General features: G+C 48.8%; 14 protein-coding genes and 1 pseudogene. 7 read left to right on the top strand and 8 right to left on the bottom strand.

All coding sequences use genetic code 11. From position 1 onward, the window contains the following. The 5 genes from NF543_RS00075 to NF543_RS00055 all read left to right on the top strand — a co-directional run bounded on the left by NF543_RS00075 (position 1) and on the right by NF543_RS00055 (position 6579). On the top strand, positions 1-1548 hold the full coding sequence (locus NF543_RS00075; RefSeq protein WP_257666039.1) for a SusD/RagB family nutrient-binding outer membrane lipoprotein: 1548 nt from the start codon (positions 1-3) through the stop codon (positions 1546-1548). 644 nt (positions 1549-2192) lie between these two features. Further along, positions 2193-2654 (top strand): hypothetical protein, encoded by a 462-nt coding sequence (locus tag NF543_RS00070; RefSeq protein WP_257666038.1) that lies wholly within the window; start codon positions 2193-2195, stop codon positions 2652-2654. An 81-nt stretch (positions 2655-2735) separates the two neighbouring features. Next, positions 2736-4070 (top strand): dihydroorotase, encoded by a 1335-nt coding sequence (locus NF543_RS00065; protein WP_257666037.1) that lies wholly within the window; start codon positions 2736-2738, stop codon positions 4068-4070. Positions 4071-4090: 20 nt separating this feature from the next. Beyond that, positions 4091-5107: a S66 peptidase family protein gene (locus NF543_RS00060; protein ID WP_257666036.1), complete on the top strand. Its 1017-nt coding sequence runs from the start codon at positions 4091-4093 to the stop codon at positions 5105-5107. Then, on the top strand, positions 5104-6579 hold the full coding sequence (locus NF543_RS00055; protein WP_257666035.1) for a M14 family zinc carboxypeptidase: 1476 nt from the start codon (positions 5104-5106) through the stop codon (positions 6577-6579). Before NF543_RS00060 ends, NF543_RS00055 begins: the two co-directional genes overlap by 4 nt. A 15-nt stretch (positions 6580-6594) precedes the next feature. On the opposite strand, the gene NF543_RS00050 is transcribed toward NF543_RS00055, so the two are convergent. After that, positions 6595-8118, bottom strand: a complete 1524-nt coding sequence (locus tag NF543_RS00050) for a serine hydrolase domain-containing protein (protein WP_257666034.1) — start codon at positions 8116-8118, stop codon at positions 6595-6597. A gap of 96 nt (positions 8119-8214) precedes the next feature. On the opposite strand from NF543_RS00050, the gene NF543_RS00045 reads away from it, so the two are divergent. Next, complete coding sequence (locus NF543_RS00045; RefSeq protein WP_257666033.1) at positions 8215-8535, top strand: iron-sulfur cluster assembly protein; 321 nt, start codon at positions 8215-8217, stop codon at positions 8533-8535. A 30-nt stretch (positions 8536-8565) separates the two neighbouring features. On the opposite strand, the gene NF543_RS00040 is transcribed toward NF543_RS00045, so the two are convergent. From NF543_RS00040 to NF543_RS00025, 4 genes are all read right to left on the bottom strand, one after another. Then, positions 8566-9183, bottom strand: a complete 618-nt coding sequence (locus NF543_RS00040; RefSeq protein WP_257666032.1) for a hypothetical protein — start codon at positions 9181-9183, stop codon at positions 8566-8568. A gap of 98 nt (positions 9184-9281) precedes the next feature. Next, positions 9282-10526 carry a cation:proton antiporter gene (locus NF543_RS00035; RefSeq protein ID WP_257666031.1) on the bottom strand — a complete coding sequence of 415 codons (1245 nt, stop codon included), beginning with the start codon at positions 10524-10526 and terminating at the stop codon, positions 9282-9284. 47 nt (positions 10527-10573) lie between these two features. Further along, entirely contained in the window at positions 10574-11050 is a 477-nt protein-coding gene (locus NF543_RS00030) for a cation:proton antiporter regulatory subunit (RefSeq protein ID WP_257666030.1), read from the bottom strand. 19 nt (positions 11051-11069) lie between these two features. Continuing rightward, positions 11070-11513, bottom strand: coding sequence for a hypothetical protein (locus NF543_RS00025; RefSeq protein ID WP_257666553.1), 444 nt, complete (start codon positions 11511-11513; stop codon positions 11070-11072). Between NF543_RS00025 and NF543_RS00020 the strand changes: the two genes are divergently transcribed. Then, entirely contained in the window at positions 11501-12940 is a 1440-nt protein-coding gene (locus tag NF543_RS00020; protein WP_257666544.1) for an IS1182 family transposase, read from the top strand. The genes NF543_RS00025 and NF543_RS00020 overlap by 13 nt on opposite strands. 430 nt (positions 12941-13370) lie before the next feature. Here the strand turns inward: NF543_RS00020 and NF543_RS00015 are convergent, their stop codons facing one another. From NF543_RS00015 to NF543_RS00005, 3 genes and pseudogenes are all read right to left on the bottom strand, one after another. Beyond that, entirely contained in the window at positions 13371-16880 is a 3510-nt protein-coding gene (locus NF543_RS00015; protein WP_257666029.1) for a DUF6443 domain-containing protein, read from the bottom strand. A 103-nt stretch (positions 16881-16983) separates the two neighbouring features. Further along, the gene (locus tag NF543_RS00010) at positions 16984-20463 is read right to left on the bottom strand and encodes an RHS repeat domain-containing protein (protein ID WP_257666028.1); all 3480 of its coding nucleotides are present in this window, start codon (positions 20461-20463) and stop codon (positions 16984-16986) included. Positions 20464-20649: 186 nt separating this feature from the next. Then, a pseudogene (locus tag NF543_RS00005) lies at positions 20650-21208 on the bottom strand (hypothetical protein); the annotation flags it as partial.

Below are 21208 nucleotides of genomic sequence, written 5' to 3'. Positions count from 1 at the left end.
ATGAAAACGCTAAATATAAAAACTATAGTAACCTGTGTAATACTATCGGGCGCATTGGTTTCCTGCTCGCATTTCGACGAGTTGAACACAAATCCGGACGGTTCCACCATTGCCACATCGCAAATGCTGGCCACGAAGCTTATCCTGAATATCACACGCGATGATATCAGCTCGGAAAAGGGATTCATGGGCCATTTCATGCGCGATAAGTACATCCTGTGGAGCGAGTTTGCACAGGGCGAGCAATACAACCGGATAGACCGGGCGGGCTTCGGGAAACTTACCCGCCTCATCGATGCAGAGAAGATGGTGGAGTTTACGGAAGAACTGGATGGGGCTGCGGCCAATTCCTACAAAGGGCTAAGCCATTTCATGCGGGCGTATACGTTCTTCAACGCCACGATGGAGGTAGGCGATATTCCTTACAGCGATGCCCTGAAGGGTGAAAGCGAAGACAATATAAAACCCATGTACGATACGCAGAAACAAGTGTTTGTCGGTATCTTGGATGAATTGGACGAGGCCAATAATTTCTTTGCCCTAGGGGGCAGCTTCGAAGGCGATGTCATCTATGGGGGCGACCCTGTAAAATGGCAAAAAATGGTCAATTCCTTTGCGCTGAAAGTACTCATCAACCTGTACAGGAAAACGGGAGATGCGGAACTCCGCGTCGCGGAGCGTTTCAACGACATCGTGAACAACCGACCCATCTTTGAAAGTAATGCCGATAATTTCCAATTGGTCTATTCAGATCAGGAACACCAACGCTATCCGTTCCACAAACTGGGCAACCAGTTTGTCATCTACCCAATGGTATCCGATGTACTGATAGACCGCTTGAAAGCGCTGAATGACTACCGCGTCTTCTATTTTGCTTCGCCATCCGAGGCACAAATCGAAAATGGAGCATCCGCATCGGACTTCGCTGCGTACAAAGGCATAGATCCGGCAATTGTTTACGCTTCGATAGGTGATATCCTCAACTCGAAGGACTATTCGGGAGTGAACGCGCGGTATACCGAGATCGCCGAGGGCGAACCGGTCTGCTTGCTGAACCACGCACAGATACAACTGACGATAGCGGAAGCGGTGGTACGCGGGTGGGTTTCGGGAGATGCGCAGGCCTATTACGCTGATGGTATCCGGGCATCGATGCATTTCGTGGCAGATAACACGCCAGATGAAGCCGCTTTCCACCACAATAGACAGATGGACGATGCGTATATACAGGCTTATCCTGCAACAGATGCCGTGAAGCTAACAGGCAGTGCGGAAAATCAGATAAATCAGATTGTCACCCAAAAATATTTGGGTACGTTTTTGCAATCGCCCTTGAGTGCTTTCTTTGAAAACCGGCGTACGGGGTACCCGGAGTTTCCCATCAATCCGGCATCTAATGAAAACGTGCCGGCAGACCGCTTGCCTGTACGTTGGATGTATCCAAGCGATGAGATAAACTATAATACGGAAAACGTAAGGGAAGCAATTGACAGGCAGTTTAACGGCAACGACAATGTAAACGAATTGATGTGGCTGTTGAAGGACTGACTGCATTGTGAAGAGCGGAAGGTTATTGGAAACAGGAAATAGGTGTTTCTTTAGAACACCTAGGCTCCAGACTGTAAACCCCAGGTGTTTTGTTAGAACACCTAGGCTCCAGACCGTAAACACTAGCTGTTTTGTTAGAACACCTAGGCTCCAGACCGTAAACCCTAGGTGTTTCGTTAGAACACCTAGGCTCCAGACCGTACACCCCAGATGTTTTGTTAGAACACCTAGGCTCCAGACTGTACACCCCAGATGTTTCGTTAGAATACCTAGGCTCCAGACTGTAAACCCTAGGTGTTTTGTTAGAACACCTAGGTTCTAGACTGTAAACCCTAGGTGTTTTGTTAAAACACCTAGGGTACGCTTCATTTTGACATTCTAATTAATTTAGCCAAAAAACAGCCTTAACGATATCGTAAACATCTTTTTTATTGAATAAATGATGTCTTTTTTCGATGAAAAAGGTTTGTTTTTGTGCCAAACACTTTTTTTGGGTACCCTGGATTGTGGCGCAAAAACAAACCTTTTCGGTCTTTCCTCCCTTAAAAGAAACCCCTGGCCTTTCATTAAACCTTAGCCCAACTTCTGCTGTCTTACAGACAAACGAGTTAAGAAACACGATGTTTAACAAAAAAGGAAGAGCCATGAACAAGTTAATGATATATGTAGCCGTCTTGATTTTCAGCACCGTTACCATTACCGAAGCGTATGCGCAGGGTAGGGGACGAGGGCATCATAGAAAAGCGAAGAAAGAATATGCTAAACATTACGAAAAGCAACGGAAGCACACCTATAGATATGCAAAAGAACGCGATAAAGCGGATCGTAAATATTACGAGAAGCGTGAAAAGGCCTACCGCAAGTACGCTAAACATCACCATAAGCGGTATCGCGACCATGACGATTGGTACTATGATCGTCGCTTCCACCGCCGTTCGGACTACGTGTATTTCCCCAAACACCGGACATACTACGATCCGTACCGCAGGGGATATGTGTACCGCAGGCATAATGATTGGGTATTTGACCGCGCGATGCCTTCGTTTATGGTAGGGCTCGATCTCGGCAGGGTGAATGTGCAATTCATGGGCAGACTGCCATTATAAATGGCTTGATACGGGCCTCCGCTCTAATTTGGTATGTTTTATGTAAGTTTGTCCTAACGTACCATCGATAAATACCGGTTTATGTCTACAATACTGATTAAAGCGGCTACGCTCGTTAACGAAGGGAAAGTGTTTACGGCCGATGTGCTGATTGCCAATGGGCTGATTGAGCGCATCGCGCCGCAGCTTGATCGGGTTGCAGACCGGGAAATTAACGCCGAAGGGCTTCACATACTCCCCGGTCTGATCGATGACCAGGTGCATTTCCGTGAACCGGGCCTTACCCATAAGGCGGATATCTGGCATGAAAGCCGTGCGGCGGTGGCCGGCGGAACCACATCCTTCATGGAAATGCCCAATACAGTGCCGAATACGCTCACGCAGCGGCTGCTGCAAGATAAATACGACATCGCCGCCGAAAGGTCGCTGGCGAATTATTCCTTCTACATGGGAGCCGCCAATGACAACCTCGACGAAGTGTTGCGCACCGATCCCCGTGAGGTATGTGGTATCAAGGTGTTCATGGGTTCGTCTACTGGCAACATGCTTGTGGATGACGAAAATACGTTGGAGAGCCTATTTGCCAATGCGCCTATGCTCATCGCCACACACTGCGAGGATGAAGCAACCATTGGGCAAAACTTAGCCAAATATAAAGCGATGCATGGTGATAACCTTACCGCTGATATGCATCCCCTTATCCGCTCGGCAGAGGCTTGTTATATTTCCTCTTCCCGGGCAGTAGAATTGGCTAGAAAGCATGGTTCGCGCCTGCATGTATTACACATTTCCACAGCCAAGGAGACTAATCTTTTCGATAAGGATATACCCTTAGCAGCCAAGCGGATTACGGCCGAAGCCTGCGTGCACCACTTGTGGTTTAGCGATGCAGACTATGCTGAAAAGGGCAATTTCATCAAGTGGAACCCCGCAGTGAAAACCGCTGCCGACCGTGATGGGATCCTGCAAGCCGTGCTGGATGGACATATAGATGTCATCGCAACCGATCACGCTCCTCATGCCCTCAATGAGAAATCCCAACCCTATGTGTCGGCTCCATCTGGCGGACCATTAGTGCAACATGCCTTACTGGCCTTATTAGATCTGGTACATGCTGGAAAATTGACATTGGAACAGCTGGTGCAGAAGACGGCACACAATACGGCTACTTGCTTCCAAATCGATAGACGCGGTTTTATTCGAGAAGGTTACTGGGCTGATTTGGTACTGGTGGATTTGAATAAACCCTATACGGTTGGGAAACATAACATCTTATCCAAATGTGGTTGGTCGCCGTTCGATGGACATACGTTCATGTCGACCATCAGCCACACCTTGGTGTCAGGTAATTTGGTATATGTGCAGGGTGAATTACATGAAAAGGGCAGCGGAAAGCGGCTGTTGTTTAATCGATAGCGTTATTCGCAAAAGCAACTATGAATAAACGAACATTCATCAAAACACTGGGCGTGGGAATGGCTTCCCTGCCGTTATCAAACACATTCTCAAGTGCCGCAACCCGCGACATGCCGGCCATCCGACCCCCGTTAATCCGCAGGGGCGATACCGTGGGCATCATTACCCCTTCTTCAGCATTGGTAGATGATAAAGGGTATTCCATTGCTGAAGATAATTTCAAAGCACTCGGTCTACGCATCAAATGGGGAAAGCATGTGGGTAAAAAAAATGGATATTTGGCAGGAACCGATGAGGAGCGGATAGCTGATTTGCAGGGCATGTTCAGCGATCCGGAAGTAAAAGCGATTGTATGCCTACGGGGTGGCTCGGGGGCGGCAAGGCTACTTGATCGATTAGACTATGGATTGATTGCGCGGAATCCAAAGATTTTTTTAGGTTACAGCGACATTACGGCGTTCCATCAGGCCATCCAAACGCAAACCGGGTTAATCACGTTCCACGGTGCGGTGGCAAACAGCCCTTGGACGCCGATGGTCATCAACCAGTTTGAGCAACTGTTCTTTGAAGGGAAATCACCCACGTATGCAGCAGACCAAGAATCTATTCGAATCCTTACACCAGGGAAAGCGGAAGGCAGGCTTTTTGGTGGTAATCTTACGGTTTTAACGGGTATAGCGGGGTCAGCGTATTTTCCTGATTTTGAAGACAGTGTCTTATTCCTGGAAGACATCGGGGAAGAACCCTATCGTATCGACCGGATGTTCAGCCAACTGGCGTTATCCGGAGCGTTGAAAAAAATCAACGGATTCATTTTCGGCAAATGTTCGGATTGCGAAGCGAAAAATCCGGACAATTCGTTGACATTGGAACAGATATTGGACGATTATATTCGACCATTGGATATACCGGCATACCAAGGTGCGCTAATTGGACATATGGATGAGCAATTCATCTTGCCGATAGGTGCGCGGGTGCAGATGGATGCAGACAAGGGAAGCATTACGGTATTGGAAAACATTTTTTCAAAAAGATGAAGCAGTTCATATACATATTCACCATGATACTGGTTTCGGCAGCCTGTCAAGGCAATGGACAAGGCCGAGTCACGTATACACCTGATACCGCCATGCTGGAGAAAGCCTTTGAAACCTATCGTGAGCCCTCCATTGTCCACCGGCGTTTCAAGCATGCCGACATCGAGCCGCTTATCCTCAAACGTAAGGAGGGGAATGCTTTCGATGTGACCCAATTAGGGATTTCGGTACTAAAAAAGCCAATTTACCAACTGAAGTATGGGGTGGGGCCAAAGAAAGTAATGCTATGGTCGCAGATGCATGGCAATGAACCCACGGCTACCATGGCATTGATGGACCTATTCAATTTCCTAGAGGCGCAGGATGATGGCATGGATAGTGTGCGTAACTTGCTGAGGGAGCAGACCAGTCTGTATTTCATTCCTATGCTGAACCCGGATGGTGCGGATGATTATACTCGACGCAATGCCATGGATATCGATGTGAACCGCGATGCCCGCGCGGGGGCAACCGTTGAAGGAGATATCCTTATCCGTGCAGCCAAGACCGTACAGCCCAATTATGGATTCAACCTGCACGACCAAAGTATATATTACAATGTGCCGGGAACGTCCAACCCAGTGACCATTGCCCTGCTGGCTCCAGCATACAACGAGGAGCGGGATATCAATGATGTGCGGGCCGGTGCAATGAAAATCGCCGCGGGCATGAACCGCATCTTGCAGGGCTATGTACCCAATGGGGTGGCCAAATACGATGATACCTTTACCCCCCGAGGTTTTGGCGATAACTTCCAAAGCTGGGGAGCGAGCACCGTACTTATTGAATCGGGGGGGTATAGGGGCGATCCCGAAAAACAGGTCATTCGTAAGCTCAACTTCATCATTATTCTCAATGCGTTGATTGAGATTGCCCAAGGCAGCTATGAGCAGTATAATATTGCAGATTATGAAGCATTGCCATTCAATGAGTCTAAGCTTTCAGATGTATTGTTGCGTAACGTAGGTGCTGCTCGGGATTCGTTGTCTTATAAAACAGACTTGGCCATCATGCGCGACGAGCACACGGTGGGAAGCGATTACTATGTACGCTCACGGATAGCTGATATTGGTGATTTAAAAGAAAACTATGGCTACGATGAATTGGACGCTGAAGGATACCACTTCATGCAAGGCAAGATTTATCCGAAGACGTTCAGCAGTACCAATCAGGTTTCCCTGGAGCAGGCAATGGACCTATTGCGCCAAGGTTATTATGCGATCCAAGTGGCCAATCTTCCAGATGATCGCAATCACGGTTTACCTTTAGTGGTATTCAATCAGCGAACGCCTACCCCAGCCAGTCCAAATCTGGGCAGGGAGGCCAATTTTTTCCTGGCCAGCGGTGATGTGCCCGCCTATGCTATCATCAATGGATACCTGATTGACCTTTCATCAGAACCGCAAAAAGAATTTAAGAATTATATTTGGTGATGAAGGAGAAGGGCATCATCGGCGTTCCGTCACCGGCTTAATCGAAAACTGCTGGATACGTGGTATGCTTTCGGGACTTAAGGTAAAATAGACAGCAATGTCTTGGTGTTCACACTCGATGATGAACGTTCCACGTAGGTTATTCTCCGCAATGATTTCATTTACCTTCAGTACTTTCCCTGCTTTGGCAAAAACCATCTTGCTTTCTTCACGGAGTACGTCGATGTAATGATCAAGGAAGAAATTGACGGCAAAAACATCGCTATCTTCCGCGTCTGCCCAATTGGGCAGAAAATTCATTAACTCATTCTGCCGTTGCTTGAGAATGGCGCTCACCTCCTTCGTGCGTGGCCCGATATCAGACCGAAGAATGATTTCCTTGATCACGTTTGCGTTGATGGCTGTAGTAGGGGCATAGGTGACGTTGCTGAAGCAAATGACACCTAAACCGTAGTCAGGCAAAATTATCCAATTGCTGCCAAACCCAGGTAAGCCACCACTATGCCCTACCGTGGTAACTTTGGTGCAGTCACGGGTCCACCGTAGGCCATATCCGTATGCAGAAACTATGGGACAGGAGTCGTTATTGGCAACGGCACCCATGCTTAGGCTGTTAAATGTCCAAGGTTGCTGCATTTCCCGCAAGGAGGATCGCTTGAGCGGACCGTTGTCTGCACCATCCCGGACAGGCCAGGCATCAAGGAAAAGCATCGTGTATTTGGCGAAGTCTTCCAATGAACTCATCAATCCTCCCATAGCCCCATAGGCGCCATCATGAAGCATCGGTTGTGCCACCCATTGGTCATTTACCCAGCGATATCCTTTGGCAAGAAGACTATCGGGCACTTCGGTATGTTCCCAATGCGTATTAGCCATGCCCAACGGTTGTAGCAGGTTGGTATTGATGTATGCATCATAGCGCTGTCCGGTTATGCGCTTAATTACCTCGCCTAACAAAGCATAGCCGGTATTGCTATATTCATAGCCCATACCGGGAGCATTCGAAAACGTGAATCCCTGTTGGATGAGCGCCTTGAACTTCTCATCACTGATTTCCAATTGCCTATCACCCCAAGGATTGTCTTCGGGAAATCCGGCCGAATGTGTGAGTAAATGCCTAATGGAGATTTCAGGCGCATCTGTAGTAAGTAGCCATTGGTTGCCTAGCTCAGGGATATACTGAGTTACCGGATCATCCAGTCTGAGCTGCCCCGCATCACGCAATTGCAGGATGGCCGCGGCTACAAAGCTCTTGGTCATGGAAGCAATACGAAATACGGAGTGCGGTGTCACAGGAAATTGTTGTTGGATATCCGTATGCCCGAATGTGCCCATATGCACCACGTCGCCACGATACACAACCGCATAAGCAAGCCCAGGAGAGTGGTACTTGGCCGCAAAGGATCGGTAGATGCTATCGATGGTTGGGAGGGCCCGCTTGATATCGTTTAGTGTATCAGCCTGTTGCGCATGTGTGAAACCGGTGTGTAAGAAAAACAAGGCCAATAGCCAACCAATGGATTTGTTGATGATGCTCATGATAAAAGAATGTTAGCCAAAGATACTTATTACTGCAAACTTGAGTTCCTAAAAATACGTTACCTTTGTAATTAAATTACGTTTTGGAGGAGAATCATGATTATCAATGACCCATTGCATCTAGCGCCTGCCATCAGGGAAGCACTGGAAACCGTGTTCGACCCAGAGATACCGGTCAATATTCTTGAATTGGGGTTAGTTTATGAACTTGTTACCAAGGAAGGCGGCACAGCCAAGGTGGTGATGACACTCACAGCCCCAGGATGTCCTGTAGCCGGCGACATCATTGACGAAGTGCAACGCAAAGTAGGAGCGGTGGAAGGAGTGGAACAAGCCTTGGTAGAGCTGACCTTTGACCCGCCATGGGACAAGAGTATGATGACTGATGTAGCTCGTTTGGAACTTGGCTTTATGTAGGAATAGCAAGAGGCTATGCTATCCTTTCTTTTATTCTGAAAAAGAACGTACTATCGCAGACCTGTATTTCGCATCCTTTTCTTGGAATTCGATACCTTTTTTGTACGTGTCAAAGGTGAAAAATATTTCCCCAGGGTTTAGTGAGTCGTCATCGAAAAACAATTTGAAACTACTGGTAGAAGGTTTGCTATGATCAATGGCTGTTTTATTTGATGAGAATACCAGCGGTTGGATTGTTTGTGTTTTCATATTGACAATACTATCAACCTGCCATAGTTCGGCTAATGCCGATACAAACCGGTCACTCTCTATTCCAGATTTTCTGAATTTTATCCACCCCTTTTTAAACCCAACTTCATTATCCGCAGATCCATCCTGATTGATTCCGGCAGGGATATTTTTGTCAATCTCAATGAAGAAACCGACGGTATCATCTTGATATAATCCTTTCGCTGCATAGGAAATAGAGGTATCCCCCTCCATTTTATCCGTCAGCCTAAGGAAAATTCTGGAAGGGTTTTCGGGGTTGTTGGTAATCGAAAGCAGGTTCAAGTCTTCCGTTTCATCTTCACCCGATGTAGAAGCATTGTTGCAAGACGATATCAGGATAATTGATAGCCATAAAATAGCGAGATTCAGACGGTCCATTTTTCTGTTTTTACATGGTACACAATTATACAAAGGTCGCCAATATTTTCAATGGATGCAACAAATGCGATGATAATCACAACCAACGGCGATAAATGTTATGGTCTTTGTTGTTGGCTCTCCAACTCACTCAATGTTTTCAAAGGTTTATTTCCTATTTTGTCTTTTCCAAAAACCTTATTCCAAATGTTGCGTGATTCTTTCGTTAGGAGTGGAGCTATAATAGATAATATCAATACATATACCACTACAAAAGACTGAATGACGGGAAGCAACTTGCCAGCCTTTCCGATATTGGCCATGATGATGGAAAATTCGCCCCTCGCGGCCAAAGTAAAACCGATGTCCACCGAGTTACGCTTTCTAAGCCCAGAAAACCGGGCTGCAAAATAACCGGATGCCACGTTGCAGAGTACCGTCACACCAGCGGCTATGGAGGCCCACATCACCGCACCACCTAACGTTAATGGATCGATGGATAGCCCAAAACTGAAGAAAAACATGGCGCCGAAGAAATCCTTATAAGGCGATACCATCTGTTCGATACGCTTGATGTATTGGGAGTCGGCCAATACCAACCCAGCCATCAGGGCACCGATAGCCTCCGCTACGTGGATAGTTTCAGAAAAACCAGCAACAACAAACAGCAACGAAAAGATAATGAGGATAAATAATTCAGAAGTCTTATCCTGCAGTAGCTTATCAATCGCCGGCACGAGCCTCCTCCCCAGAATAAGAAATGTCAGAATAAAGCCTAAGGCCAGCAGCGAGGTGCCCGCCACCGCCCAAAACGAACTGCTTCCCGTTAATATCAGGCCCGACAAGAATGAGATGTGCATGGCAATGAAGAGGTCGTCAAACATAATCATTCCCATGATAACCTCGGTTTCGGGATTGGCTGTACGCTTCAGGTCTGTGAGGACTTTGGCCACGATAGCAGTTGACGAGCTGGTCATGATGCCACAAAGCACCATCATTTCCTTGAACGGTAAACCCATTAAGAACCCGATGAGTAAGCCGGAGCAGAAATTCAGAATTACGTATATCGTGCCGCCACTGATGATGGATTTGCCCGACTTGATCAGCCGTCCTACGGAAAATTCCAGGCCGAGGTAGAAGAGTAGGAATAGCACCCCAAGCCGCCCCATGAAGTCGATAAATGGCTTACTTTCCGTAAAAGTAAGGTCCACGGCGCCGATTGTTGGGGCGTGTTGGCCCAATACCATGCCAATCAGGATAAAAAACGGAATGACTGAAAACCTTAGCCTATTAGAAATTAACCCAACAAGGGCTACCAACGTCACGGCAATTCCGACTTCCAAGATGAGCGTATGGGAGAGCATAAAGTCGTTTTAACATTAAACGAATGGCCGACCACCGGCCCATTTCGCTATAAAATTTCTTTGAGTAACTTGATATGGTTCCGTTTGCCGGCCACAACAAGAGTAGTATCTGGCGTAATAATATAATCCGGGCCCGGATTAATGGTGCTTTCCCCTTCCTTGATAGCAGCAATAATCGATGCGCCGGTACGATGCCTTACTTCAAGCTGACCAATGGATTTACCGATGCTAAGGGCTCCATCTTCAACTTTATACCATTCAATGATGAGGTCGTCTAACGCCACTTCAATGGTTTCGAGGGCTTTAGGTTTATACGATAGCCCTCCGATGATTCCGGCCACTTGTCGGGATTCCTCATCTGATAGGGTCATCACACATTTGGATTCGCTCTCCTCCTGGTCAAAACGGTAGAGTTCGCGTCTGCCGTCATCGTGGATTACCACAACCATATTATCCCCAGCTTCGGTTTCGATTTGATATTTTTTGCCGATACCAATCAGGTCGGATTCCCTTACAATTGACATAATAGTCTCTCCCTAAAGTTTAAAATTGCACAAAGATACGACTTTTATATGGAACGTGATGGGCTTCCGGGAAGATGTCCCTTATCCAGTTGGCGATCCATTCGGCCCCATCGTTGATGGCCACCAACCGGCTCCCCAGGGCATTCCCCCCGAAGGAGTCCAGCAATTCATCCATCCCGCGGCAGAAAGGGGCCTTGCCGCCCAGATGGGCAATGTACTGCGATTGGGTTATCTGTCCCCGCTGCTGGCCATCCCCCACCAGGCAATCCGCGGATTTGAACAACCGCCCCAGTTTCACCTCTTTCCAGCCATCACGGGTCAGGACCATGCTTCCGTCGACCTCCGCATATAACACGTCCTCCCGCTGGATGGGTGGCAATGACCGTTCCGACTGGTCGGCCATATCCAGCTCCGAACCGATCTCCCGGCCCATCAAATGGAAAATTTGGAATTGCAATTCCACAGTTTAGTTCATACTCGGGGCTGTATGATCTGATCGTTCCAAAAGACAACCTCCTTCGGAAGATCAACGACCTGATAGACTTCAGTTTTATATACGATGAGTTGCTCGAGAAGTACTGCCACAACAACGGGCGTACAGCCGAGAGCCCTATCCGTATGTTCAAATACCTGTTGCTGAAGACCATCTATTGTGTTTCGGACGTGGATGTCGTTGAGCGCTCCCGCTACGATATGTCCTTCAAATATTTTCTGGAGATGGCACCGGAAGATGATGTGATCAATCCCAGCTCACTGACCAAGTTCCGCAAACTTAGACTGAAAGATACGGATCTGCTGAACCTGCTGGTTAACAAAACAGTCTGCATTGCGATTGAAAAGGACATCATCAAATCCAAATCGGTCATCGTGGATGCTACCCATTCGCTGTCCAGGTCGAACCCGCATTCTGCACTCGATGTCCTCAGGGAGCGGTCAAAACTGCTCCGCAAAGCGGTTTATGCGATAGACGGGGACATGAAGGGCCGGATGCCCGAAAAGAATGAGTCGAGTAACCTTGGGAAAGAGATTGCCTATTGCAGGGAGTTACAGGAACGCATCGAGTCGGACAGGGCCCTGAGCGAAACCCCCGCGGTCAAAGAGAAGTTGAACCTCTTGAAAGAAACGGTTGGGGATACCCAGGAGCACTATACGCTTTCCAAGGATATGGATGCGAAAATCGGTCATAAGACAGCGGACAGCCACTTCTTTGGTTACAAGACCCATCTTGCCATGACAGGGGAACGGATCATCACGGCAGCGGTGGTTACCTCGGGGGAAAAGGACGATGGCACGGAACTTCCAAAGCTTTTGGGGATCAGCCAGCGGAATGGGGTTAAGGTGGATACGGTCATCGGCGATGCAGCTTATTCAGGCAAGAAAAACCTGAAATTGGCCCGTGAGCAGGATATCAGGATCGTTGCCAGGCTTACCCCTTGCATTGCCCAAGGCTCCAGAAAGGATGCGGAGATGTTCGATTACAACAAGGATGCCGGGATGTTCGTTTGTCCGGCAGGGCACCTGGCCATCAGGAAGGCCCGCCAGGGAAAGAAGGATAGGGGGAAAAACCAAGCGGACACCTATTACTTTGACGTGGAAAAATGCAAGGTCTGCCCCCTGAGGGAAAACTGCTACAAGCCCGGAGCGAAGAGCAAGACCTATTCGGTAACCATAAAATCCGACCTCCACAAAGAACAGATGGACTTTCAGGAAACCGATTACTACAAACAGAAAACCAGGGAACGATACAAGATAGAGGCAAAGAACAGTGAGCTTAAGAACGTCCATGGATATGCGCGTGCCAACTCATATGGCATAAAGAACATGGAAATGCAGGGGGCGCTGGCAATCTTCACGGTGAACCTGAAAAGGATCCTGAAATTGATTAAATAACCCGAAATCCGGGCTAAAACCCATTTGTTTACAACCTGTTTACCAAAAGATTGGAATGCGAGGGCACATACTGATCCCAAAACCAGTCGATGTCCCGAAATATCGAAATTGCGCAATAAAAAAAACGATCAAGTAAAACCAGGTTCTACTTGATCGTTTGTTAAGCCAACTCGTAAATGTAGAGCTTTTTCAGTGCCCTCCGTTGGACGGCCGGGCTTGTATAATATACCGCATCAACCTAAAAGGCCTCTTGCCAGATTAAGATTATGCCAATGATTATGCATGCAATTGCCCATATATATAACCCTATATCATTGCCAAACCTACTCCTATACCCTTCCCTTGTTTCTTTAATCATATGGGTTAACAACCAGACACCAAACCCCAATACAGCAAACCCTCCAAAAAGTATTAGCCAACCTTTCATTCACTATTTGTTTTTGTTTCTTTCCTCATAATCGTATATCATGTCAGCGGTTTTATTCCACATCTCATTGACAAAGTTCAATATCGCGTTGTCAGTTTTTGTGATTTTGCCCGCTGATGCAGCCTTGTCAATGGTTTTACCCAACCCAGTGAAAAAGACACCACTCCCAACAGTATAAGCAGCCTCTCCATATTTCCCTTTACTCAACATGGGGGCTAAAGTCAACACAGTACCCGTAGTCTCCACCGCCTCGCCAATCGGGACCAATACCAACGACCCGCCTTCGGTGAATGGTGCCGCTATATATCCTGCGGTTTTTGTGGCGGTACCGACAACTTCCAAGCCTTCCCCCGCTACCGCGGTTGCCTCCAAGGCAAACGGGCCTGCGGCATCCCCTATAGCCTTAACGTCACTGGCCACCCCCAGCGTTCTATTGACGCTCCTTGTCTGCGGGCCGGCATTGGGCATGGCTTCGTTTGCAGATGAGCCCGAAGTCCCCGTAACCAGCCTTGTCCAGGCGTTGTACGCGCTTTTGAACCAGCCCGGAGGGTCTTTCGGCCGCCTGCCATCCGGGTCAATAAACCGGATGGGGTTATCGAAACCGTATACATAGGGTGAATACCTGCGCATGGAATCGGCCAACGGATCAACAGTCCCCCACCGTCCTATCACCGGATCGTACATGCGGGCACCGTAGTCATACCAATCCAATCCCCCTTCAACCTGCAATTCCTTGCCGTTGTATAGGTATTTGTTTTCCGCTCCCGAAGCATAGGAGTTGAACACCAACCCGAAGGGGTAATAACTATCGTCCTGTATGAGGCGTGCCTTACCCGTCGAGGGATTTTTGTCGAATCCCACCCTTACGTTTCCGAGGTGGTCCTTCAGGTGGTACTCATAGGTGTACTGCCCGCTGCTTGCCGAGCGCAGGATGCGGCCTTCCCCCGTCTGGATGAAACTGATGTTGTCACCGCTGTAATGGATACCGCCTATATAGTGGGTGACCGCGCTGCCCACCGTCTTTTTCAGCTTCGTGCCATCCGCCGCATACTGGTAGCCGATGGTGTTACCCCCGATTGTAACCTGCTGCGGCAAGTTCAGGTAATTGTAAGCCACCGCCGTGACTCCCTTGTTCACGTCGGTCTCCATATTGCCGTTGGCATCAAAGGTGTATTCCGTGGCACCCGTCGGGGTCGGTTCCTTGAAACCGTGGTTCCTGTTGCCGGTGGATTTCTCGTTCACCCGGCTCAACTGGTTGCCTGTATAAAAGTACTCCAGATCGTCCATGATCCCGAAGCTGCTGCTCCCAGTCGTTCCATAGCGCCTTAGCTGCCGGATGTTGCCCATTTTGTCGTAGGCGATATTCGCGACACTGTAGCGCGTGTTTTCCGCATCGCTTGTCCAGTTGGCGTTGTACGCCCGGTATGCCGCGGCAAGCAGCCGGTTCAACCGGTCGTAATTGAAGGCGTACGCACGGGGTTTGTCCGCCCTGCTTGTATTCCAGACCATCTCCACGATGTTTCCGTTGTACTGCCCGGGGTATAGCTGTAGCAGCCGCTCGCTGTCCGCGTATTTCAACTCCAGGCCGAACAGGTCATTCTCCGTGGTGTTGAGGGTACGCCCGTTGATCTGCGTGAGCCAGCCCCTGATGTTGTAACGGTAGTCCAGCTTCTGGAGGTAGCTGCCACCGTTGTCCTCCGAATGCAGCTGCTTGGTGATGGGCGCTCCGGTTTCATTATATGTATTGGACGCCAATAACACCTCCGGTTGGGTGTTGATCCGATGGTAGGTATTCAGCAACTTGCCGACATGGTCGTATTCATGGCGCCCCCGCACCGTGGTGGTTGCCGGACCCTTGGTATGGGTACGCGTGGTGGCGGTTGGCTGTCCCGTGAAGTTATAGGCGGTGACCACCACGTCCGTGCCCCCGTGGTGGTGCTGGCTGTTGGTTTTGGTGATCCGGCCGCGGTCATCGTAATAGTCCACCGACCACAGGTATGTGCCTGTGCCGAGCACCTTGGTTTTGGTGGCTATCGGCAGCCCGTGTACCATCGCGGAGTAGCCGCTTCCCGGCGTCTTCCATGCCGCGGGGCAATCCGACGGCAGGCCATAGCTGTCGTAGTAAACATACGTGTACACCTCGGCACCGTTGCCATTGGGGAAGGAGGTGTTTGCGTAGCCGCTGGCATTGGCCGTGTTCAGCGTTTCCCATGCGGGGGTATGGCTGTCCACGCTTGTCTGTACCGCCGAACGGGTGGTTGCGGTAGTGGTGTAACGCCCGGCCATCACGACACGTCCGTGCGCGTCGTATTTGGTAAAAGTCCATTCCTTCGGGCTTTTGGCCCGCTGGATGGCATCCTGCGTCAGGACCACCCGGTCCAGCTTGTTGTACACCATGTATTCCACGCCCTTGCCCGGCAGTTTCTTCTCCACCATCCGCCTACGCCCATCGTAACGGTACCGGTAGCAGAAGTTGTCCAGTTGCGCGGAACTGGGGAGCGTTCCCGTGTCGGGGTTGAACTCACTGTCCCTCCCCGGCGGTAGCACATAGGCCAAGTCGCCGAAGTCGTTGTACACGAAATAGGTGGAAAGCATCTCCACCCCGTTGTTGAAGCTGCGCCTCAGCACCAAACGCCCCTGCTTGTCCACGTACTCCTCGGTGGTTCCCACGCGCCCGTCGGACTGCTTCCAGTCCTCGTCTTTTGTGACCGTAACATAAAGTTCGTTCGCCGCATAGGCTCCGCCCAGTGTCAGCGCGGGTGTGCCGTCCGCGGCGAGGTTCACACCGTAGCGTGCAACCCTCCGGGTATTTGCCACGTCGGTGAACAAAGCGGTGTTGTTCGTGGCGTATTCCGTCCTGATGGTATGCCCGGAACCGAGGATGCTTCCGCTCTGGGGTTGCCAGTCGGCACCGGGTGCCCCTTGCTCGACCACACGGTTCAGTGGGGAGGGCTCGAAAACGGTCAGCGAATAGGGTTGCGCACTTCCCTGTACAGCGGTAGGCGGGGTATTGTAGAAACTCCCCTGGGCCGTCGGCGCATTGGTTTTGAACGCTCCCGGCGTACCGCTGGCGGTATAGGGCAGGTATTTCTTGGCCTCCCTTCCGAAGGCATCGTATTCAATGGGGGTAACCACGTCCTTGAATCCGGGGGATCCCTTCACCTGTATGGCCTGGGAAGGGCGGCCGAGCCCATCAAAATAGGTGATGGCCTGCATGGCATCATCCGTGGCGGGGTTGCCCGGTGGCGTACCGTACGGTTTCCGGTAGGTCGTGGCCAGGATATAGTTCTGGTTACCACTGGGTACGGTACCCAAAGGCTGTGGGGCGGGGACACCGGTGATATGGATCCAGACGTTCTGCCCCGGGGCCACATGGAAGCCCGGTTTCAGTGTGATGCTGCCGGTGGCCGAGATTTCACTTTGGCCACCATAGCTGGTCAGCGTGATGTCCTGTGCGAAAACCGAACCCGATAGGATAAGCAGTAATAATGCTACATAGTGATTCCGTTGCATATCATTCAGTTAATAAAGGTAAGACTTCCTGATGGATTTCCGCAAAATTTTCCCGATGCCCCATCGCGACACCGTCTCTCCCCGTTTCCATGTCCGTATACGTTTAGGGTGTCCTGTAATTATATTTGTACTCCTCGACCACGTTGCCGGAATGGTCCCTGGTGCGCCACAATCTGCCGAAGCCGTCGTATTCATACCAAATCGTACGCCCCGAGGCGTCCGTGGAACTCGACGTGCCGTATAGCGGCTTGTATGTGTATGTCGTTACCTGGGCCTTGCCCATGTTCGCATGGTTGCGGATCGTGTTCAGCTGCGCGGTGATTTGCGCTTCCGTACTGTTTGTGTTATCCAGTATTGCCTGGCTGAAGCCGGTACCGGTGACCTGTGCCCGGGTCGCGTTGCGGATCTCGGCTACCGGGTACCGCCCGCCATAGCCCCATACATAACTCACCGGTACCCCGTCTGCAAGGGTATATTGCAAGGGATTGCCCTTGGTGTCATACGCATTATAGCTAAGCCTTACTTTGTAACGGCTGTCTGGCGAATAGTTAGTGGCACTCCCTACCGATGGCGGCAGTTGCCCAAGAGATCGGTTGCTGAATTTGAACGAGGATACCGCGATAGGGTTCGTTGTCTCCAGCGCAAGGACCTGGTCAACAAGCCCCTTCTCGCCTGCTTTATACGTGGTAATGCTGCCGGACAATACCGTCCGCAAACTGCCCACTTCCTTATATCGTACCTGCTCGATGGGGTAGGCTACCAAGTGGTTTTGTTTCATGTCATGGATAAAGCCGCTGGTATTCGGATAGTCGAGGGGATAGCTGGTATAGGCAATTTCTTTGCTACCGTCGCTATTAATCGTGATACTTCGTGTCAACCGCAGATGATCCCGGCCATTATATTCATTACTTACGCTTTTTACTATCGAAGGCGTTCCCTGGTGATGGTCGATCTCATCAACTTTGGATAAAAAATAACGATGCGAATAGAATCCATATTTAGATACGACAATATGGTCATTTTTCACAAATCTAACTACGCTGTTTAAAGGTTGGTCACCAACAGGATTGGGAATGGTTGCGACGATATTATTATGGCCTGGGGCTACGCACACCGTTAGATTACCGCTCGATCTGGACCATCGGTGCTGATGGTTAGACGAGCAGTAGTTGTATTCGTATTTCTTTCCTTTTCTTTCAGCGCTAACGACCCATTCACGATAATATCCCGCTGATTGAAGTCCATGGCATTGGGTGGTCAATAGTCCAATGTCACCACTACATAAGCCTCCATATCCGAAAAGCTTATCGATTTTAAAGAAGAGCTGGTAGAAAGACCTGGTACCATCATAGGTATATTGATTCTTGATGGACTTGGCAAGGGAATAGCCATTGTTGACCTGTTTATAATAGAAAACAGAATCTTCTAATCCAGTACCCCAACCAATATTACTAAGCACACTATTGTGCAGATTCCTATTTTCATCTCCCACGATAATCTCCCCTTGTCCATCTTGATCGACCCTGAAATACCTCTCCACTGCACCGTTTCCCTCATTACCGGACCTTCCTGCGGAAATTTCGGTAACTACCCGGTACGTGATATAGTTCCCTTTGCTGTCAACCATGTTATCCGGCTCCGAATAAATAGCTTCAACTTTGTACTTTCCATAGTCATGGTTTCTTCCATCTGCACTTTGGTCAAAATATCCGAGTGTTTTTGTGCTCTTATAATTTGGAACTTTCCTAAATGGGTTCCCAACTTGTTCTGTGCCATTCAATTTCGAATACTTGATTTCCTTGACGAGTTCAGGATCGGGACTACCAGTAAAGTGTTTTATCTTTGATATCCGTAGCCCACCAGCCTTTTTTACAATTTCTGTTTGAACGATTCCTGCGGAATAACTGATTGTAAAGTATCCTTTGGTACACCTGTAAAGTTCAATCTCAACCTGATAATCCCCTCCGATTTCAAGATTCGAAATCCGTCGTTCACTATCCCCTTTATAAAAAACCCTCGCTTCATTACTTATGTTAAGATACTGTCCCGTACGCACATCCTTTACCCTGAGTGTCCCTCCTATCCGGTTGACAATGTCGGGATCCGTGGAACTGGAACACTCATCTCCAAGTGATATGTTGGAACGAATTACCATGGATGTCCCGTAACTGGTAAAAACCGATGACTTTACCACTACTCCATATGACGATGGGCCTGTTTCACCTAAAACACTTTCGTAATTAATATTTTCCCTAAACTCGTTGTCCTTATATGAGTGCATATCATACTCAAATTCACTATACCCCCCGACAGGATACGTAATACGTCTCAGCATTCCAACCTGAGCATGCGACAAGCTAGGCTCCCTATTTCCACTATTTACCTCTGGAAAGTCAGGATCGGACGGTATTGAAGTGCTAGAGGATGCCCCATTGAAATATCCCCAGTGGTCCTTGCTTTTAGCGAATCTTCCGGGAAACGAGTCGGGAGAATTATACGCTAGTTGATAAGTTTTTGTTTCATCATTGAACTTGACATTACTAAGGAAAACTCTGCCGGAATTGGTTACCTGATAATCAAAATGTATATCTTCTATCAATGCGCCATCTATTCGTCTAACTACTAATCCATTGATACAATTATATTTCTGTTGCGTAAGTTCCGTTGAGGTAAATGTGATAGTAAATTTTTCTCCCACTATTTGGTCTGGCACCACACCCCTAAACTCAACCCCGTGATTCAATGCGGTTTTGTACCCATTCAAACCGTTAACAAACGAAGAAAAGGCGTCCTCTAGCACATATGGATTGCTAAACCCCTGTGTAATACTCGCTCTGGTATACGATTCCTGGCCTGGATAAAGGGTGGTGTATAAAACCTCCTTATATGTAAACGTTATGCTTTCTCCTTGCGGATGTATCATCTTCGTTGGATACCATGAGGTAATTGCGGTTTTCGAGCGATGGTCTCCTGACGCAATACTTGATGTCCGCTCTTTCTGGGCAAAAAAATACTTTACACCCTTATCATCTGTTACTGTAAAACCGTCGTCAAGGTTCGTCGGGTTGATAAGCTCAATTTCTAGATCGCTTTGCGTTTCCTGGATAACCTCCCCCGTGACAGAGACAATGAATTTCCCTTTTCCAGAAGCGCAATTGAATGAGAATATATCAGCTTCAGAATCATAACCCTCACCGGGTCCCCTCAAAAAATAATCCTGCAACATGATATCTTCTCCCGGAAACGATATGCCTTTAATAATATCATCAGGCAGCTTATCCATCAACGAAAGGGGAGCGGCGGGCATTACCCTATCCGGTTCGTCCCGGACTTCCCGGCTTATTACCCCTCCCAAATTTAAATCCCAGCTTAACCCTACCCAGGAAGGTTCTTCCGCAACCCGTACACCATTTGATGCGTACTCCAAGTAAATGGGAAGATCAAGCCGTCCCCATACCGCGGTATACAACGGTATATTGACCACGTTTGTACCGGTCACAAGATTTTGTTCGAATTCACTGTACTTTATCAAAGCCGCCGCATTGGGTGTCGGCGGCAGTGAAACCTGCGCGATACTTGGCAAAACGCAACAAACAACATTCGCAAGGCAAATAACGGACATCAAGATAGTTCTGTACATATTTCCGACTTTGTATTTCTGAAATCCAATTAATAAGCTCATCCTTAGCATCTAATCAACAGCTGGTTACTCCCGGATACTGCAACAAGCGGCATCCATGCCTTTTTGATTTGCCTTTTCTTCTCCATGTTATTTCTCCTTCTTTGATTCACTTTCTAATGTTTGCATACGCTGTTCCAGCCTGATGATATGGACCGTCAGTTCCTCAACCTTTTCCAGGAGCTTGCGGTTCATCTCGCCCAGATCGATGCCTTCGGCTTCCGCTTCCATTGCCGTAGGCATGCCGGGCAGGTGGCCATGCGATTTAATATAGGTTTCCAATTCAGGCAACGGCTGTAGCCCATAATCCCTATGGAATACATAATCAGGCCAGTTGGCTGTCTCCACTTTGACCTCTTTTGCGCGGATGCGGCCGTTCACGGAGAGTTTATCAACCGGCGTGATGGTGCCGATGCCTACGTTGCCTAAGTTGTTTACCAAAAAAGGGATATTGTCCAAGACACCATCACTATCAGAGTCGGTCCTTACAGCAAAGGCATCCTTAGCGTCATTACCGTAGATATCTATCAAAAAATGGCCCCACTTTCTTCCGGTGATGGATGCAGCCAGTGTGGTGACCCCCGGGTTAAGTGAACTGACGCTAAGGCTGTGGGTGAGTTTGACTTCGGCCGCACCGCCGAGTTTTATC

Source organism: Parapedobacter tibetensis, assembly GCF_024704835.1.
Classification (GTDB): domain Bacteria; phylum Bacteroidota; class Bacteroidia; order Sphingobacteriales; family Sphingobacteriaceae; genus Parapedobacter; species Parapedobacter tibetensis.
The sequence above is the reverse complement of the archived record's forward strand: the minus strand, read 5'-3'. Positions and strand labels throughout refer to the sequence as shown.

Bases quoted from the DNA above. Each gene is read 5' to 3' on its own strand.
- NF543_RS00045 (WP_257666033.1), top strand. From the start codon at position 8,215: ATGATTATCAATGACCCATTGCATCTAGCGCCTGCCATCAGGGAAGCA.
- NF543_RS00050 (WP_257666034.1), bottom strand. From the start codon at position 8,118: ATGAGCATCATCAACAAATCCATTGGTTGGCTATTGGCCTTGTTTTTC.
- NF543_RS00065 (WP_257666037.1), top strand. From the start codon at position 2,736: ATGTCTACAATACTGATTAAAGCGGCTACGCTCGTTAACGAAGGGAAA.
- NF543_RS00035 (WP_257666031.1), bottom strand. From the start codon at position 10,526: ATGCTCTCCCATACGCTCATCTTGGAAGTCGGAATTGCCGTGACGTTG.
- NF543_RS00070 (WP_257666038.1), top strand. From the start codon at position 2,193: ATGAACAAGTTAATGATATATGTAGCCGTCTTGATTTTCAGCACCGTT.
- NF543_RS00055 (WP_257666035.1), top strand. From the start codon at position 5,104: ATGAAGCAGTTCATATACATATTCACCATGATACTGGTTTCGGCAGCC.
- NF543_RS00075 (WP_257666039.1), top strand. From the start codon at position 1: ATGAAAACGCTAAATATAAAAACTATAGTAACCTGTGTAATACTATCG.
- NF543_RS00040 (WP_257666032.1), bottom strand. From the start codon at position 9,183: ATGGACCGTCTGAATCTCGCTATTTTATGGCTATCAATTATCCTGATA.
- NF543_RS00060 (WP_257666036.1), top strand. From the start codon at position 4,091: ATGAATAAACGAACATTCATCAAAACACTGGGCGTGGGAATGGCTTCC.
- NF543_RS00015 (WP_257666029.1), bottom strand. From the start codon at position 16,880: ATGCAACGGAATCACTATGTAGCATTATTACTGCTTATCCTATCGGGT.
- NF543_RS00030 (WP_257666030.1), bottom strand. From the start codon at position 11,050: ATGTCAATTGTAAGGGAATCCGACCTGATTGGTATCGGCAAAAAATAT.